Source organism: Mycoplasma sp. 480 (assembly GCF_051353065.1).
Classification (GTDB): Bacteria; Bacillota_I; Bacilli_A; order Mycoplasmatales; family Metamycoplasmataceae; genus Mesomycoplasma_A.
The window spans coordinates 567,029-585,965 of record NZ_CP195722.1 but is presented as its reverse complement, the minus strand read 5'-3'; the positions used below and the strand labels follow the sequence as shown (position 1 = coordinate 585,965).

Here is an 18,937-nt window from a genome sequence, read left to right as displayed (position 1 = left end):
AAAAATAATTCAAGTTTTTGAACTTGAATTTTATTTATGAAAATTAATTTGTTGATCTGCAAAAAATAAAATTTTATTATTTTTATCAAAACTAAAATAAATTTCAATTGATTCAGAACTACTTGCTTCATTGTTTATAAAGGTAATTTCCTTTATATTAGCAAAATCTTCGTATTTTATTAAATCATTTAATAAATTAAAATCTATAAAAGAAATATTATGAAAATCTTTTGAATTTGAATATTCAATGTATTTAATAGATATTTTTTTATATCCTTTATTTTCACTATCTTGAATAAAAGTTTGCTTTAAATTAAATGTTAGAGTTTCAATGTTTGCGTTGTTTCAAAAAGGATTAAAAACCATTGAAATATTTTCATTATTGAATTCTAAATGTAAAAGATCGTTGTTTTCAAAAGCGCTTTCTTCAATGATTTCTACTTTATCAGGAATGCTAATTTTTTCTAATTGGTTATCAGAAAAAGCAAATGATTTAATTTCTTTTAAGGAATTTGGCAATTCAGTTTTTTCTAAAAAATTAGTTTCAAATGCAGAGTCTTCAATTACTTCAATTTTATTATTTCAAACAATTTCTTTAATAGTGCAATTCATAAATGCAGAAAGTTTAATGATTTTTAAATTTTCTGGAAAGATAACCTTTTCAATTCCTTTGGTTGCAAAGGCTAACTCATCAATTATTTCTAAATCTTTAAAACTACTTAAATCTAAAATAGCATTTTGAAAATACTCTTTTTGCTTCAAGATTGCTATAGATTTTTTTTTGGTTAATATTTTCATTTTTCTCCTTTGTCTTTACAATTTTATATTCTAATTGGAAAAATAGAAATAAAATCTTATTTTTTTCCTTTTTTTAGCAAAAATTGAATAAAAAATAAATATTAAGTGAAAGGAGGGACAAATGAAACAAAAAGTGACTTTGGTTAAGTTAACTAATGAAGAAATAGAAAACATTGGTGGATCTTTTGCTTTTGCAGCAGTTCTACCTTATATCCCTTTAATGGTTAGTTCTATTGCTTCACTTGTTGCTTCTGCAAAAATGGCAACAAGTTCATCAGGAGAAATAAAAACCAAAGAAGGTTTATCTCAAAAATGAGATTCTCCAACAGCAAAAGATAGTGGTAATACAAAAACCATAAATCCTATCTATTTTATTTATTAAAATTATTTTTTTTATATAATTATCAATATGAAAAAAAAGATTTCTATTAATAAAGTAATAAACTTTTTATTTTTATTCTCCTTTTTATTTTTTCTTATTTTTTTTACGTATGTTGCCATAACTAAAATCTTTAAAGATGCAAAATTAGAATTTATAATTGGTGGGATAATATTTTACTTCATAAATTGTTTATTTGCTATTTATTTATTTTTACAAGAAAGACATATAGATGCAAAAATTTCTTGAATATTAATTATCCTTATTTTCCCCTTTTTTGGTCCAATACTCTTTTTAATTTTTGGAAGAAAATATAATTATAGAATAAAAGAAAAAGACTATTTACTTAATAGAAATTTAACTCCTTATGATAATGATTTCTGTGGTTTTAATTGTAAACAAAATGTTAATTTGGATTTATTTGATAAAGCTCATAAAATATTTACAACAAATCCTAAAAATTTTAATAGTTCATTATACTTAAATGGTTATGATTTTTTTGAAAAGTTATTTTTAGATTTAAAAAATGCCAAAAAATTTATTTTCATAGAACTTTATATTGTTAAAAACGATTTTATGTGATTACAAATGAAAAATATTTTAATTCAAAAAGCAAAAGAAAATGTTGAAATTAAAATTATTTTAGATTGATTTGGCTCTGCATATGTTCCAAAAAAAGATTTTAAAGAATTAAAAAAATTAGGTATTAAATTTTATGTTTATAACAGAATTTGATTTCCTTTTGTTTATTCTAAAAGCTTTTATAGAATTCATAAAAAACTTTTTATTATTGATGGCAAAATAGGTTATATTGGTGGAAATAATTTAAGTGATGAATATTCTAATTTTTCAACAAAATACGGAATTTGGTTTGATGCAAACTTAAGAATAAAAGGACAAATTGTTGTTGATTTAACTAATTCATTTATCAAAGATTGAAATTTATGAACTGATTACGAGATTACTGATATCAATTCTTATTTAAATATAAATTTCAATCTCGATAATGATTTTAAAGAAAATTATGGATTAATTTTTGAAGGCGGTCCAAGATATGACGTTTCTTTTTTAGAAACCTTTATAATTCAAATGATATATTCTTCAAAAGAAAAAATTGAAATTTTTACTCCTTACTTCATTCCTACAAGAAGAATTTTTCTTGCTTTAAAAGAAATGATTATTCTAGGTAGAAAAGTCGAAATTTATTTACCTGGAAAATATGATAAAAAATACGTTGAATGATTCACAAAAGATTTTGCAAAACAACTTGAAGAATATGGAGCACAAATATTTGAATTTAAAAATGTTTTTTCTCACACTAAATCAATGATTATTGATGAAAATATAGCATATACTGGAACAATGAATTTAGATATTAGAAGTTTTTATTCTCAATACGAAATTAATGTTTTAATTCAAGGTCAATTTATTAAAAAATTTAATGAAAATATTGAAAATTTAAAAGAAAAAAATATTGTTATACCTAAAACTTTTAAAAACACAAAACCTACTTCCAAAGTTAAAAAATTCATAATTGAATTATTCAAAAGTCTTTTATAAATATTTTGTTTTATAGTTTAAATAAAATCAAGCAAAAACTTGTAAAAAAGCAAGTTTTTGTTTTTTTATAAATAAAAGCTAAAAACAAGGAATTTCCCTGTATTTTTGGCAAAATCAGCTGTTTAGAAATTGAAAAACATCTGCTTTATACATAAATAAACGTTATTTTTTAATATAATTATAATATTAAATAAATTAGGCTATTAAATAAAACAAGAAAGGAAAAAATGGCAAAAAAAGAATTTGAAAAAACAATAACCAAACAAGAGTTAGCAAATAGAATCTGACAATCTGCAAATGGTTTAAGAGGTAATTTAGAAGCATATGAATATAAAGACTTCATATTATCTTTTATATTTTATAGTTTCTTGTCTCAAAAACAAATTGACTTAATGCAAGAAAAGTTTGAATTTTCAATTGAAGAAATTCAAGAAATGGTTTCTAACTATACTGAAATTTTTGGTGATAATGAAGATAAAATCAAAGAAATTAAAGAAAAAATTAACTTAATAAAAGAAGATTTAGGATATTTCATTTTTTACAATGACTTATATCAAGTATGAACAACAAACAAATATGGAAAACAATCAGATTTTAGTATTTCCAAACTTTCAGAAGCAATTCAAAGATTTAACAAAAATATTATAGATGATCAAAAATACAAAAACTTATTTGAAGATATTATTATGATTTCTGTTGAACAGTTGAATAAACTTGGTTCCAATGTTCAAGAACAAACTGAAACAGCTAAAAAAATAATGGAACAAATTAAAGATATTCCTGTAACTAATCAAAACTATGATGTTTTAGGATATGTTTATGAATTTTTAATTGGACAATTTGCTTCTACAGCGGGTAAAAAAGGTGGTGAATTTTATACACCACATGAAGTTTCTGTTCTAATGTCTGAAATCATTGCTTGAAACTTTAGAGATAGAGATAAAATAAAGGTATATGACCCTACTTCAGGTTCAGGTTCTTTACTTTTAAATATTGGATCAACCTTTAAGAAATATGACAAAAACAAAGATTCTGTAACTTATTATGCTCAAGAAAAAGTTAGAACTACTTTTAACTTAACTAGAATGAATTTAATTATGAAAAACATTAATTCAGCCGATATTAATGTTAGATGTGGTGATACTCTTAATGAAGATTGACCGGTTAGTGAAAATAACGGTGATATTATTTCTGTAGATGCAGTTGTTTCTAATCCACCTTATTCTTTAAAATGAAATCCAGAAGGAAGACAAACAGATCCGCGTTATGCAGATTATGGAGTTGCTCCAAAATCAAAAGCAGATTATGCATTCCTTTTACATGAACTATATCACTTAGATACAAACGGAATGATGGCGATTGTTCTACCACACGGTGTTCTTTTTAGAGGTTCCAGTGAAAAAGAAATTCGTACAAAACTTATTAAAAATCAAAAAATTGAAACAATTATTGGTTTACCTGCAAATATTTTCTTTGGAACAAGTATTTCTACTATCGTAATGATTCTTAAGAAAAATAAAGCAGATAGTAACATCCAATTTATCGATGCTTCTAAACTCTTTGTCAAAGATGGAAAAAATAACAAACTAGAAAAATCGCATATTAAAAGAATTATTGATGTTTATAAATCAAAAGCAGAAATTGCTAAGTTTTCTAGAAATGTTACTTTAAAAGAAATTGAAGAAAATGACTTCAATTTAAACATTTCTAGATACATTGATAACTTTGAAAAAGAAGAAACACACGATTTATATGCATCAATGTATGGTGGAGTACCTAAAGTGGAGCTTGATGAATTAAAAGCATATTGAAATACTTTTAATTCTCTTTTTGACACAATCACAACCAAAGTTAATGATTCTTATTTTAAACTCATTGATAAAGAATCAATTCAAGACAAAGTAAAAGAAAATAGTGATGTTAAAGCATATTCAAATCACTATTTACAAATCATTAGTGATTTTAGTAAAGAAATTTCTAATTTAACTTCTTCATTAGATAATATTTTTAAACTTGATGATAAATATTTAGATAATATTATTGATAAATATATCTTTGAAGATTTACAAGAAGTACCATTGTTAGATAAATATGAATCATTCCAAATAATGCTTGATTATGCTCATAAACATATTCAACCAACAATTTCTGTTATTCAAAAATTTGAAGGAGAAGAATTTAGTACAATTCTTGAACAAACAACAACAATTAGCAAAACCAAAGATGGTAAAGTTAATAAAATTGAAAGCGAATTATTCGATATTGACACCATTGCTAAATTTAAATTTGCTTCTTTAATTAATTCAATTAATGAAAAACAAGAGCAAATTACAGATTTAGATTCTCAAATGAATTCAATTGTTGAAAGCATTAACGATGAAGACAAAGATGAAGAATTATTTAAAGATGGAGCAATAAAAGCCGCAGAAGTTAAAAAATACATTAAAAAAATTGATTCTAATGAACAATGAGAAGAAGAATCTTTAGAATACAAATTATTAGAATTTGATAATTTAAATAACCAAAAATCTGACCTAAACAAAGACTTAAAAAATTTAAAAACAGAATTAAACCAAAATATTGAAATATACTTATCAAACATCACTGAAGAAGAATTCTTTAATTTATTACACAAAGAATGAATTAGTAATTTTGAATCTATTATTTTTGAAAAACAAGATGCTATTATTAACTATTTAATTTCCAAATTAGAATATTTATATGATAAATACTTTGATACTTTAAGTGACATCAATAATCAAATTAAAGAACAAGAATCCAATCTAATTAATCTGCTTTCTGAATTAAAAGGTGAACCTTCAGATATGGAAGCAATTGAAGAGTTAATAAAAATTTTAGGAAATAAATAAAATGATTTCAAAAGACAAGTTAGTTCCTTCTTTAAGATTTAAAGAATTTACTCACGCTTGAGAACAGGACGTTATTCAAAATTTGTTTAATATTACTCGAGGTTATGTCCTTTCAACTAAAAAAATATCTGAATCCAAAACCGGTATAAAGAAATTTCCTGTATATTCATCTCAAACCTTAAACAATGGTTTATTGGGGTATTATGATAAGTTTCTATATAAAGACGCAATAACATGAACAACAGATGGTGCAAATGCAGGAACAGTTAATTTCCGTGAAGGAAAATTCTATTGTACCAATGTTTGTGGTGTTTTATTAGAAAAAACATACAAACCGAATTTATTCCTTGCAAATGCTTTAGCGAGAGAATCTTTCAAATTTGTTATGAAAGCTGGAAATCCAAAATTAATGAACAATATTGTTGCTGAAATTAAAATAAATATAACAAAACAAATAAATGAACAAGAAAAAATTTCAAAACTTTTTACTTCCATCGACTCTCTCCTTTCACTTCACAAGCGTAAGTATAATTTCCTAAAAAACATTAAAAACACATTACTTGATAATATGTTTCCATCTCAAAATTCAAACATTCCAAGTATAAGATTCAAAGAATTTACTCACGCTTGAGAACAGGACAACCTAGGGAATTTAGTTTCTATTCAAAATGGAAAACTAAATGCAAATAGTATGGAAAATAATGGAAAATATAATTTTTATACATCAGGAAAAGAAATTTTTAAAATAAATTCATGGAGTTTTGAAGGTGATGCAGTAACTATAGCAGGTAATGGTGCTAGTATGGGTTTTATTCATAGAGCAAAAGGAAAATTTGATGCTTATCAAAGGACTTATGTGCTGAAAACGGAAAAATTAAATATTGATTTCCTTTATTTTAATTTATGGAATAACTTATGAAATGATGTTCAAAAAAAGATATCAAATGGTGGAATTCCTTTTATTGTATACGATGATATTAATCTTTTTCCTTTTAAAACCCCTTCTTATAATGAACAAACAAAAATAGCCAATTTATTTACACATCTTGACTCTCTCCTTTCACTTCACAAGCGTAAGTTAACAGCATTAGAAAATATAAAAGCAAAACTATTAGAAAGGATGTTTATTTAATGGAACACAAAGAATTAGAATTTGAAAAATCTTTATTAATTAAGTTAAAAAACTATGGTTGAAAAAATCAAAGTATTGAAAATTCCCAAATAAGCGATACACTTGATGGCATTAGCGAAAAAGAATTAGAACAAAACTGAAGAAATATCCTTTTTGAACTTAATAAAGCAACTCTTAATAATGTGCCTTTAGATGATGAAGAATTTGAAGAAATTAAAGCAAAAATCTTTAATTCAGCAAATAAAGTCGTTGAAATTCATAGTTTACTTCAAGGTGAGTCAATCCCTTTTCAAAGAACAAATCCAAATTTAAGTGCAGAAGATAAAAAAGGTTTGATTTATTTAAAAATTTTTAGTAATACAGAAATAAAAGCAGGAAATACTATTTATCAAACAGCAAGACAAGTTTCTGTTTCTGCTCAAAGAGAAAGAAGAATTGATGTTTTACTATTAATAAATGGTTTACCACTATTTTGTTTAGAGTTAAAAACAGCAAATATTGGTATTGAAGATGCTAAAAAGCAATTAATTCAATACGGGAAAAATGGGGTATTTTCCACAGGATTACTTAAATTTGTACAAGTGCTTGTAGCACTAACTCCAAATAATATGGAATATACTTCAATTGTTGATGATTTTAGCAATTTCAACATAAAAGACTTTAGATATTGAAAAAATAAAGATAATCAAATAGTTAATGATATTGATAAAATAATTAACTTATTTTTCAAAATCCCAGAAGCACATAACTTAATTTCTAACGGAACAATAATTAAAGACAATAAATTATTAATCACTAGAAGTTATCAATTTTATGCTATTAAAGCAATTCTTGATAAGATCAATGAAATAAAATATACAAACGAAAATAAATGTGGATTTATTTGACATACAACTGGTTCTGGTAAAACTTTAACAAGTTTTCAAACAGCAAGTCTACTTTTAAAAAGAGAAATGGTTTCTACTGTTGTTTTTGTAGTGGATAGAATCGATTTAAATGAACAAAGCTTTACAGAGTTTAGTGAATTTTCAAAAACAAATAAAGACAAAATCAGAATAATAAATACTTATGGAATCAAAGATCTAGAAGAAAAATTAAAAGAAACAGCAAGAAATAGCGGTTTATTTAAAACAATTTTTATTACTTCTATTCAAAAACTATCTCAATTAAGAAAAAATTACTTCAAACCAGAAGAAAAAATTGCTTTAATTTTTGATGAAGCGCATAGAAGTAGCTATGGTCAAATGATGAATAAGATTCAAGGTGAATTTAAAAATGCTATTTTTATTGGATTTACAGGAACTCCGATTCATTGAGTTAATCAAAAAAATGAATTAACTACCGAACAAGTATTTGGACCATTACTTCATAAATACACCATTATTAATGGTTTAGAAGATGGTAATGTTTTAAGATTTAGTAATAATTATATAAATTTTGAAAACATGCTTTTAGAGTTCTTTTACAAAATTCAATGTAATCATTATGGTGAAGCAATTGAAGTTGATAGTACAAAAATAAAATATAAACTTTATGCTTGGGCAAATCAAGGAAGATTCAAGCCAAGTGATGAAGAAATTTACAAATTATTAATTCATAAAAAGATCTTGAATAGTCCAGAAAAAATTATTCAAATTGAAAGATGATTAAAAAATAATGATTATTACGATAATGATAATTTCAAAAAAGTAGTGGTTAAAGACATTTTAGAGCACTGAATTAGTACAAGTAACAATAGAAGATATAGTGCAATTTTAGCTACTAAAAAAATCGATGATGCTATCAAATATTTTAAACTGTTCCAAGAAGCTAAAAAATCAGTTCCTGAATTAGCAAAATTTACTGTAACTGCTTTATTTGATAAAAATATAGATGCTGTTTCAGAAGAAGAAGCAAAAAACTTTTCTAAACTAGAAGAAATTAAAAATATTTATGATACTTTTGAACAAGATTTCAAAGATAATCCAAAAGTAACCACTGCTAATCTTGATGAAAACTTTAAAAGTGTAATTTCTAAAATTTTTAAAGAAAGACAAATTTTAGAAGGTAATAAATATCCAACAGTAATTCTTGATTTATTAATTGTTGTAAATCAAATGCTAACAGGATATGATTCCAAGTATATAAATACCGTTTTCTTCGATAAAATACAGGAAAATGAACATTTAATTCAATCAATGTCTAGAACAAATAGACTAGAAAATGCAAATGATAAACCATTTGGTTCTATCTATTTTTACAGAGAACCTGGAACTATGAAATCTAATCTTCAAAGAGCCCTTGAGATTTATTCAGGAGTTGATAATGTTGATATTGAAGCAGATTCAAGTGAAAATCTAATAAAAAATGCTAAAAAATATTATCAAGAAATAGAAGATATCTTTAACAATTGAAATTATCCTAACTTTGAAGAAGTGCCAAAATATGATCCTAAATCTGAAAACCACATTCTTAAGGAACAACAAAAAAGATTTGTTGGTAATTTTACTAAGTTAGAAAAAACGCTTACTTCTTTATCACTTTTAAGAAAAGAACCTTATAAAGAACTTTCAAATGTCTTTAATGAAGAAGATATTAATAAACTTAAGTTAAGATTTAAAGAAATCGATTTAAACGCTCTTAGAGACAACAAAGAAAAAGACGAAATAGAAGAAACAATAAGTGATTTTGATTTAGATTGAATGTCAGAAAGAACTTTAAGCACTCAAATGATTGACATTCATTTCTTTGAAGTTCACTTTACATACAAAGGGAAAGTTGCAGAATCAAAATCACCAATAAACGAGTGAAGCGAAGAAGAATTTCATCAAAAACTGGCACAAGTTGATGCAGATACAAGAAAACTTCTTTTACAAATTGATGCAGATATTAGTTATGGTAAAACTACAATTGAAGAAATTTATTCACAATTTGGTGGTTTAAAACAATACTTAAATTTCTTAAAAAATAAAGAACTTAATGATGATAAATCTACATTTAAAGCAACTTACCTTATTGATCAAGATGAAAACATCAGCAAAGTCTTTGATGAACTTTGAGATTTAGAAGAAAGTCGTTGAAAAGAAAATGGAAGAATCGATACTATAGAAAAGTATCTAAAAACCATAAAAGATGAACAGACTTTAAAAGAATATATTCTTTCTAAAAATAAAGATTGTAAATTATATATAATTTATAAACAATTTAAAGAAGATCTCAAAAACAAAAAAATAAACTAAAACACCCAAAAAAATGGGTGTTTTTTGCGTGGGTGAACTTATGTTTAAATTAAGCTAGATATTGATCTCATTACTAAGTCAATATCTTTATTTTCTAATTCATTAATTATGTGTAAGTATATTCTTTCAGTTGTATTCATGCTTGCATGTCCTAATCTTCTTGCTACGGAAGCAATAGATACTCCAGCATACAATAAAATTGATGCATGAGTATGTCTTAGAGCGTGAACAGTAATTGGTGGCACATTAGCTTTTTTGCACTTTCTTATTAAAATATCATTTATTGTTGAGTTATAAATTTTTTCTTTAAATATAAAAATTGGTTTATCTGGATCTAAATCTTTAATAATTCCAGCAAATTGCGAAGTAGTCATTCAATCAAGTTGTACTTTTCTAATTGAAGACTTATTTTTGGTTGGTAAAAAACCACCATGTTCTTTGTAATTTCAAGTTTTAGAAACATTTAATGTTTGTTTAACAAAATCAAAATCTTTAGGTGTAACCGCAATTGCTTCAGAAAATCTTAAACCGGTTTTAGCAATTAATAATATTAATCAATCCATATTTAATTTTGAATCTAGCTTAAGTGTTTTTAAAAGCAATTGTAATTGAAATTGATTTAAATATTTTTGTCTTTTTTCTCTAGGTGCTTTTCCTTTAATAACAACTTTTCTTGTTGGATCTGTTTCTAAATATCCATCATCTAGTGCATCAAGTAAGCAACTTTTAAGATGATGATGAAAATCCATTGTTGTTTGTTTTTCATGAGTTAAGGCATATTCATTTAATAATTTTTGATATTCATATCTATCTAATTCATTTAACTTTAAATTTGGAACTAACTTTATGATTCAATCTAATGTTAATTCATATTTTTTAAAACTTACCTTTCTAATTGAATCCTTTTTATATACATAGATTCAATTTTGAAAGTATTTATAAAGTAAAATATCTGATTTTTTCTTCATTTTTCTCCTTTTTCACCCACGCTCGAAAGAAAATTCATATTTTACTTTATAAAATTATTTTACTTTTGCTTTTTAGAAAAATAAAAAATTACTTAAAATAAATTTTTTTCATTTCTAAAACTTATGCTTGTGAAGTGAAAGGACTAAATCAATCGAACTAAATAAATTGGCTATTTTTGTTTGTTCAGATAAAGTTTTTGGCAACTTTACTTTATGTTTGGAAACTATATTAATATAATGTCTCGCGTGTCCTTGACTTTCGAGTTTTTGTGAATTTAAAAGTAAAAAATAGAAAAATAAATCATCGCTTTTATTTATTGCAGAAAGTATCTTAATAGCAGAAGATTTGACTAAAAAAGGAAAATTTACATATTTATTATCTAGTGTAAAATCATCAAAAACAATACATTTAGAATTATAAAAATTTGTTTCATCAGTATAACCTATAATGAAAGATTTATTTGCTGTTAATATGGGGAATTTCCCTTTTTTAGGTAATTCAGAAAATTTAGTTATATACTTGTCAGGTCTTTCAAATTTTAATAAATTTTGAATAATGTCCTGTTCTCAAGTGTGAGTCACTTTTTGGACTTTTAAAGGAGAAATTACGGAATTTTGAGATGGAAACATCTTGTAAAATAGCGATTTTCTAATGTTTTTCAATAAAATGCACTTACGCTTGTGAAGTGAAAGGAGAGAGTCAAGATGTGTAAATAAATTGGCTATTTTTGTTTGTTCATTATAAGAAGGGGTTTTAAAAGGAAAAAGATTAATATCATCGTATACAATAAAAGGAATTCCACCATTTGATATCTTTTTTTGAACATCATTTCATAAGTTATTCCATAAATTAAAATAAAGGAAATCAATATTTAATTTTTCCGTTTTCAGCACATAAGTCCTTTGATAAGCATCAAATTTTCCTTTTGCTCTATGAATAAAACCCATACTAGCACCATTACCTGCTATAGTTACTGCATCACCTTCAAAACTCCATGAATTTATTTTAAAAATTTCTTTTCCTGATGTATAAAAATTATATTTTCCATTATTTTCCATACTATTTGCATTTAGTTTTCCATTTTGAATAGAAACTAAATTCCCTAGGTTGTCCTGTTCTCAAGTGTTAGTATAATTAAGAAATTTAGTGTTTATTTTTAGAATTTTAAAAATAAGTTAATTTAATGAAATAATTACATATATTTTTGTAGTTTTAAATAGTTAATATAGATACATTTTCAAATAATGATTTTTAATATTTAATTTATTATCTTAATAAAAAGTAATAATCCAAATAAAATTGTTTTATAATAATAAAGTAAGAATTAAAAATTTAAATTTAAAGTATTTAGAAAGGTGTTTATGAAAAATAAAAAGATACAAAAAATTTTAATAATATTAGGTGGTGCTGCTACAGTAGTAACAGCAACTTCATTAGGACTTGTTTTTGGTTTAAAAAAATCAAATAATTTATCAAATATACAGAAAAATACAGAAAATGCAACAATTTCATTGCTGGAATTGAATCAAACAAATGCTAAAATTCAAGCAACAATAAATTCTAATGATTCTAAATTTGATAATAAAGAAAAATTTAAAATCACTTTTAATGATATAGAATTTGTTGCTTCAAATTTAGAAAAAAAAGATAATAAAACTATTATAACTTTTGAACTTTCAAACTTAAGTTCTCAAACTTTATATAAATTTTATAATATTAGATTCAATGATAAAATAATTGAAACTATTAATAAAGATTTTAATTTTACAACTAAAAAAGCAGCAGAACAGAAAGTTTATGAAGTAGAAACTTTAGAAGCAACTAACATTTCAAACAATAGTTTAGATATTTCTTTTAACTTAAATAATAATGAAAATATTGAACCTAATCTTTTTACTGTTGAAGTAAGTGATTATAATGAATCAATTTTAGTTACTTTTAATTCCCAAACAAATTCCTATAATTTTCATTTAGAAAATTTAAATCCAAATACTGTATATGCTATTAATAAAATTAAATATAATAATAAAGATTTAAACATCAAGTCAACTAATAAAAGTTTTAGAACTACTACAAACGAATTAGTGCTAGAAAGTGTTAAATTAGTTTCAAAAACTAAAAATTCTGCAGTTCTTGAGTTAACTTTAAATAAAGAGTTAACTAATGAAAAATTAAGTCATTTATCTGCAAAATTTTTAGCAAATGCTACAACAACAATAACAATATCTAATTTCAAACATTTAGCAAATAATCATTTATTATTAACTCTTGAAAATTTAAATCCACAAACAAATTATAAATTAAATGAACTTACTTTAAATAGCGAAAATGCTGTTTTAAGTGAAGAAAATAAAATAAGTTTTAATACATCTAAAGATGTTAGTGAAGATACCTTTACAATAAGCAATGTAATATTTAAAAATGTAACTGAAACATCAGCAACTGTTAGAATTGAATTTAATGAACATGAGTTAGTAGATTCTAATCATCATGAATTTGACTTAGAATTTACTAATAGAAATTCAACTAAATCAAATGATTATAATCTCGATAATAATTTTGTGGAAATTAATGTAGATAATTTAGATTTTCATACAACATATACACTTTCTAATGTTATGTTAAATGGACGTGTATTAACTTTACCAACTAGAAATAATGAATATAATTTTACAACTAAAGAGTGAACTAGACCTGTAATTTTAAATAATTTAGATTATAAAATAGAAGATAAAATTAATGAAAATCTTTCAGATGTGCTTTCATTAAATTTTGGAATAATTGATATGTTTCCACTTAAAAGACAACAATATTTCTTTGTTGCAACTTTAAGAGATCAAGAAACAAATGAAGATACAAAACTTTACTTTACATCAACATTCAAAGACAATAGTAAAACTCAATTAACTCTTGATAATGTTAGAATTCAACTAAGTGAAGATCCAGAATCTGATGGTGATTCATTATATTATGATTTACGTCCTAATAAAAATTATTTATTAAAGTCTTTTCAATTAGTAAAAGAAATTGAAAGTGATAACTATGGTACTGTGGATTTTACTTTAAAAGAAGGAAAAGAATTTACAATTGATACCCATATCAATAGAATTAAATATCAAAATGTTAATTTAAATAGTAGTAATAATAATTTAAATATATCATTAGATTTAACAGAACAAAGCAATGAAAATGTTCAAGCAACAATTGAAAGTGATTATGGTGGTTTATGAGTTTTACCTTTAACTAAATCCAATAATAATAGTTATACAGGAACATTAAATTTAACTCAAATGCCAAGTGGGAATTTCAAAGTTTCTAAAGTTACTTTAAACAACAAACCTATTTTTGTTTCAGCTGTCAATAAAGGTACAAATGAAGTACAAGTGGAAATTGCAAAAGAGAAAAATAACATAATAAATTCTATAAATTATTTATTTGATAAACATAGTTATGAACATAAAATTAGTTTATCTTTAAATACTGATAATAAAGAAAATGCCTTTATTTTTAAACAAAATCCTATTGTTGTGGTAGAAAAAAATGGTTCAACAAATAGTTATATAAATTTACAAAGTCAATGAAATAAGCAAACAAATCAACTAGATGTTTTTAGTTCAAATTTAGATTTTGGAGCATCATATAAAATATTAGGAATAGGAAATATTCATATTAATCAAGTTGATAATAACTCTTTTAAAATAATTGAAACAAAAGTAAATAAAAACCAATTAACTAGTGATCAATTAAATAGTTTCATTGATCAAATTCAAAGACTTGAGTTAAAAAAGCATTGATGAACTTCTGGTATTAAAGCAGAATTATTGAAAGAAAAAGATTTATTTAAATTTTTTGATTTATCAAATCTTTCTATCAATAAATTCGATGATAATATTACTTTTGAGTTTGATGAAAATAGTTTTAGTAACCAAGATGAATTAAATGGAACTTTAACCTTAACTTTTAAATTAGTAAGTGGTACAGAACAGTCAAAATCCAAAAAATTAAATATAAGTAATTTATATTCACAAACTTGAATTAATAAAAATAAAACTAATACAAACTTATTTGATTCTTTAGTATCAATTTCAAAAGAAGGTTCAAGAAAATCAACCAAAGAATTTGATGAAGCATTTAGCGATCCTAAATATAATAATAGAGATGATTTAGATTCTTCATTTGGTAAACCTTCAATTATTATTGAACTAAATGACCAAAAATTAGCTGAATTTTTAGATATTGATAAAGTACTTACAAGTTATGATACAAATAAATTTAAAGTATATTTTGTAAAGTATAAAGATGATGAAGATGTTTATCAACCACACAAAACTACTGGTTATGCACCACTTGGGATGATGCAATATAAGTTAATGTTTTGATTTAATCAACATTCACCAGAAGATAAATATACAAATCAAGTAACCCCATTATGAGTTTCTGGTTATAATCAATATACAAATAAAAATTCTAAAGATTTATTTGCTTATTTATCATTGCAATCACAATTATTTTCTTCAAGTGAATATAAAAATATGAATGCAAGATATGGAATAAAATCCACAACACAAGAAACTGCTGATCAAATGCTAGAAGAAATTAATCAAAAAAGCAGTTCCAAAGAAAAATTACTTTATTTAGAGCAAAAAACTAATTTAATTAGATTTTTAAATGATAGCTATAATATTTTAAAAGATACTTATAATCCTCCTGTAACAAGAGATTATTTTGAATATGAAATTGTAAATGTGAAGAAAATATCTTATGGTCTTAATAATTTTTTAGATATAGCACTAGGTATCAAACCAATTTATTTAGGTGCAAACTCTAATAATGAAATTAAAAATGAAGTAATTAATAAAAATACAATTCATATTAAACTTTTAAATAATAATTAATTCTAAATATAAATATTATTTTTATCAGAAGTTTATGCTTCTGATTTTTAATAAACAAATTTAAAAGTAATATAATTAAATTATGAATGAAACAAATAGAAAAGTATTTTTAACTTTCTACCAACAAGTTCAAAGGTTAAAAAAAGAAAAGAAAATGCAAATTGAAGATGAAACGGCAGCTGAAGAGTATTTAAAAAGTAATAATTATATTCAATTTATAACACCTTATAAAATTGCTTTTGCAAAGAAAACAGAAGATTTTAATTTAAATGAATGAAAAGAAAATTTATCTATAAATAAAATTAGTAAAAACAATATTTTTAAACAATTATTTATTAATTCAAAAATGAAAAAACATATATATTATGAAGATTTTTCATTTAATTTATTAAAAGAAATTAATGAAAATAATAAAAAAATTTCTATTTTATTATTTAAAAAAATTCTTGAAATAGAAGGAAAATTGAAAAGTCAAATTAGCAATTATATAGCAATGTGTATGAAGATATATAAAGATGAAAAAAAATTAAAAGTTGACGAAAATTGAAAAATATTTTTGCAAAATTATAAGCCAAAAGAAAATTTCGAATTTATTATAAGTGAAAACGAAAGAAAAAAAATTTATTTTAAATATCACACTAAAACAAATAAATTTTTATATTTTATTGATGGTAAAAATGAGATATATGAACTTAATTATAAATGTTTAAATAATAATATATGTATAAACAATATATTACATAAATTAAATCTACAAAAAAAAGAAAAGAAAAATTTATTATATAAACTACAACAAAAAGCATTTGAAATAAAGGAATTTAAATTTTTAATGGAAAAAATAAAAAAATATAAAGATTGCAATTATATTTGAAGAGATATAGAAAAATTTGAATTAGGAACTTTAATTTCTTTATTTAAAATAGTAAGCGAATTTGGAAAAAATAATAATTTTATAAATTTAATTTTTCCTAAAAATTGATCAATGGCAAAAATAACTGCATTTTTTAATTTTTTGCAAAAATTAAGAAACCATATTGCTCACCAAAAAAATTTACAATATTTTTATTTATTAGAACTAGAAGATGAATTTTTAAAAAATTTTAAAAAAATAAATAAAATCATTTTTTATTCTGATTTAAAATATTTACTTAAAATAAAAAATTTATTCGGTTTACCATATAGATTTGATATTTTTATTACCAAAAATGGTCTTCAAACTACTTTTAATAGTTTATTTGATAAAAAAATAAAACAAATTTTAAATTTTTTGTAAAAATATGTTAGAATTATTATGTATTGGAAAAAGCCGCCAAGGTGCGGGTATTTAGAGATATTTAAAAATTCTCTATCTAAGCGAAGAAACCGCTTTAAAAAGCGGTTTTTTTGCACTTTTTTCATTAAAACAGACTTAAATTAAAAAAATATAAAAAATCAAAAAACAGAAATTTTTCAATTCTTTTTTAACTTTTTTAATTTAAATGATCATTTTTCTTTAATTTCTATTGAAATTTACAACGAATAAAAAAGTTTATTTTTTATAAAAATAATAAAAAAATAGTAAAATGTAGAAGATGTTTTAATTTAATCAAGGGAGAAAAATGAGTATTACAGATAAAAGATCAAAATTGATCGCTACAATCGGTCCTTCTACTCAGGACTATAAATTATTAAAAAAACTTGTTGAAAATGGAGTTACTACAATTAGAGCAAACTTTTCACATGGTGATTTTGAAGAGCAAAATGCAAAATTTGAAAATGCTAAAAAAATAACTAAAGAGTTAAACATTCCAGTTTCTATTTTACTTGATACAAAAGGTCCAGAAATTAGAGTTGGAAAAATGAAAGATGGAGCTCAAGTTATTGAGGCGAATTCAGAAGTAACAATTTTAACAAATGCAAATGATTTTAAAAACTTTGAAGGAACTGCAAAACAATTTTCTGTTTCATATGAAATGGATAAAGATTTAAAAGCAGGTGACAGAGTTCTATTTGATGATGGTAAACTGCAATCAGTTGTTAAAACTGTTAAACCAGGAAGAGTTGTTGTTAAAATGGTTAACACTCACAAATTAAAATCAAATAAAAGAATTAATTTACCAGGTGTTGAATTTTCATTACCATTCTTAGCTGAAAAAGATATAAATGATGTTAAATTTGGTATTGAAAAAGGTGTAAACTACATAGCAGCATCTTTTGTTAACTCAGCAGCAAACGTACAAGAATTGAGAAAATTATTAAATGATAATGGTGGATCTCACATTCAAATTATTTCAAAAATTGAATCACACGTAGGTATTGAAAGAATTGATGAAATCATTGCTGAATCAGATGGAATTATGATTGCTAGAGGAGATTTAGGTTTAGAAATTCCTTATCAAGATGTTCCATATCACGAAAAAAATATTATTAGAAAATGTAGATTAGCTGGTAAACCAGTTATTGTTGCTACACAAATGTTAGATTCAATGGAAAATTCACCACAACCTACAAGAGCAGAAGTAACAGACGTTTATTGAGCAACTGAACTTGGAGCTGATGCTACTATGTTATCAGGGGAATCAGCACAAGGTAACTACCCATTAGAATCAGTTCAAGTTATGTCAACTATTAATAAAAGAGCTGAAAAAGAATTTTATAATAAATTATTCTATAGAGTTCAATTAGCTACTATTGCTAAAGCTTCTTCAGGTAAAAGAGCAGAAATTGCTCATAAACTTGCACATTTAACAGCAGAAAAAGACATTAGATATGCAATTGTTTTATCAAGAACAGGGGAACTATTAAAAATGGTTGCTAAATTTAGACCAAATACAGCAATTATTGGTATTTTAGATAATGAAAAAATGATTGGTGGATTTGGAGTTACTTCTTCAGTGTTTACATCATTAGATTCAATTAAATTATTTAAAGAAATCAAAAATAACCCATCTAAAGCAAAAGAAGCTTTAAAACCATATGGTGCAAATAAAGGAGATAAATTCGTAATTGTTGAAAACGACAAGATTACTGAATTTACATATTAATAATACAAAATCTTTCTTTTTATAGGAAAGATTTTTGTTTTTCGAAAAGATTTAAAAAGTTATAAAAAAAGGAATTTTTGTTTATTTTTATCT

The 18,937-nt window shown here is 23.6% G+C and carries 11 protein-coding genes; 8 read left to right on the top strand and 3 right to left on the bottom strand.

Translation table 4 applies throughout. The features are described 5' to 3' along the window. Positions 1-30: 30 nt before the first annotated feature. Positions 31-798 carry a leucine-rich repeat domain-containing protein gene (locus ACR34G_RS02540; protein ID WP_436358397.1) on the bottom strand — a complete coding sequence of 256 codons (768 nt, stop codon included), beginning with the start codon at positions 796-798 and terminating at the stop codon, positions 31-33. A gap of 121 nt (positions 799-919) precedes the next feature. Between ACR34G_RS02540 and ACR34G_RS02535 the strand changes: the two genes are divergently transcribed. The 5 genes from ACR34G_RS02535 (at position 920) to ACR34G_RS02515 (ending at position 9,957) form a co-directional block, all read left to right on the top strand. Further along, complete coding sequence (locus ACR34G_RS02535; RefSeq protein WP_436358396.1) at positions 920-1,180, top strand: hypothetical protein; 261 nt, start codon at positions 920-922, stop codon at positions 1,178-1,180. Between the two features lie 27 nt (positions 1,181-1,207). Further along, entirely contained in the window at positions 1,208-2,737 is a 1,530-nt protein-coding gene (locus ACR34G_RS02530; protein ID WP_436358395.1) for a phospholipase D-like domain-containing protein, read from the top strand. Between the two features lie 227 nt (positions 2,738-2,964). Beyond that, a complete protein-coding gene (locus ACR34G_RS02525; protein ID WP_436358394.1) occupies positions 2,965-5,607 on the top strand; it encodes a type I restriction-modification system subunit M in 2,643 nt (880 codons plus the stop codon). Position 5,608: 1 nt separating this feature from the next. After that, positions 5,609-6,739 carry a restriction endonuclease subunit S gene (locus tag ACR34G_RS02520; RefSeq protein ID WP_436358393.1) on the top strand — a complete coding sequence of 377 codons (1,131 nt, stop codon included), beginning with the start codon at positions 5,609-5,611 and terminating at the stop codon, positions 6,737-6,739. After that, positions 6,739-9,957, top strand: coding sequence for a DEAD/DEAH box helicase family protein (locus ACR34G_RS02515; RefSeq protein ID WP_436358392.1), 3,219 nt, complete (start codon positions 6,739-6,741; stop codon positions 9,955-9,957). The genes ACR34G_RS02520 and ACR34G_RS02515 overlap by 1 nt, the downstream gene beginning before the upstream one ends. A 44-nt stretch (positions 9,958-10,001) precedes the next feature. On the opposite strand, the gene ACR34G_RS02510 is transcribed toward ACR34G_RS02515, so the two are convergent. Then, on the bottom strand, positions 10,002-10,925 hold the full coding sequence (locus ACR34G_RS02510) for a site-specific integrase (RefSeq protein WP_436358391.1): 924 nt from the start codon (positions 10,923-10,925) through the stop codon (positions 10,002-10,004). Between the two features lie 114 nt (positions 10,926-11,039). Next, positions 11,040-12,023, bottom strand: a complete 984-nt coding sequence (locus ACR34G_RS02505) for a restriction endonuclease subunit S (RefSeq protein ID WP_436359218.1) — start codon at positions 12,021-12,023, stop codon at positions 11,040-11,042. Between the two features lie 264 nt (positions 12,024-12,287). On the opposite strand from ACR34G_RS02505, the gene ACR34G_RS02500 reads away from it, so the two are divergent. The 3 genes from ACR34G_RS02500 (at position 12,288) to pyk (ending at position 18,844) form a co-directional block, all read left to right on the top strand. Further along, positions 12,288-15,821, top strand: a complete 3,534-nt coding sequence (locus ACR34G_RS02500) for a hypothetical protein (protein WP_436358390.1) — start codon at positions 12,288-12,290, stop codon at positions 15,819-15,821. 82 nt (positions 15,822-15,903) lie between these two features. After that, positions 15,904-17,094 carry a hypothetical protein gene (locus ACR34G_RS02495; protein ID WP_436358389.1) on the top strand — a complete coding sequence of 397 codons (1,191 nt, stop codon included), beginning with the start codon at positions 15,904-15,906 and terminating at the stop codon, positions 17,092-17,094. A gap of 325 nt (positions 17,095-17,419) precedes the next feature. Next, positions 17,420-18,844 carry a pyruvate kinase gene (gene pyk / locus ACR34G_RS02490; protein WP_436358388.1) on the top strand — a complete coding sequence of 475 codons (1,425 nt, stop codon included), beginning with the start codon at positions 17,420-17,422 and terminating at the stop codon, positions 18,842-18,844. The last annotated feature ends 93 nt before the right edge of the window (positions 18,845-18,937 follow it).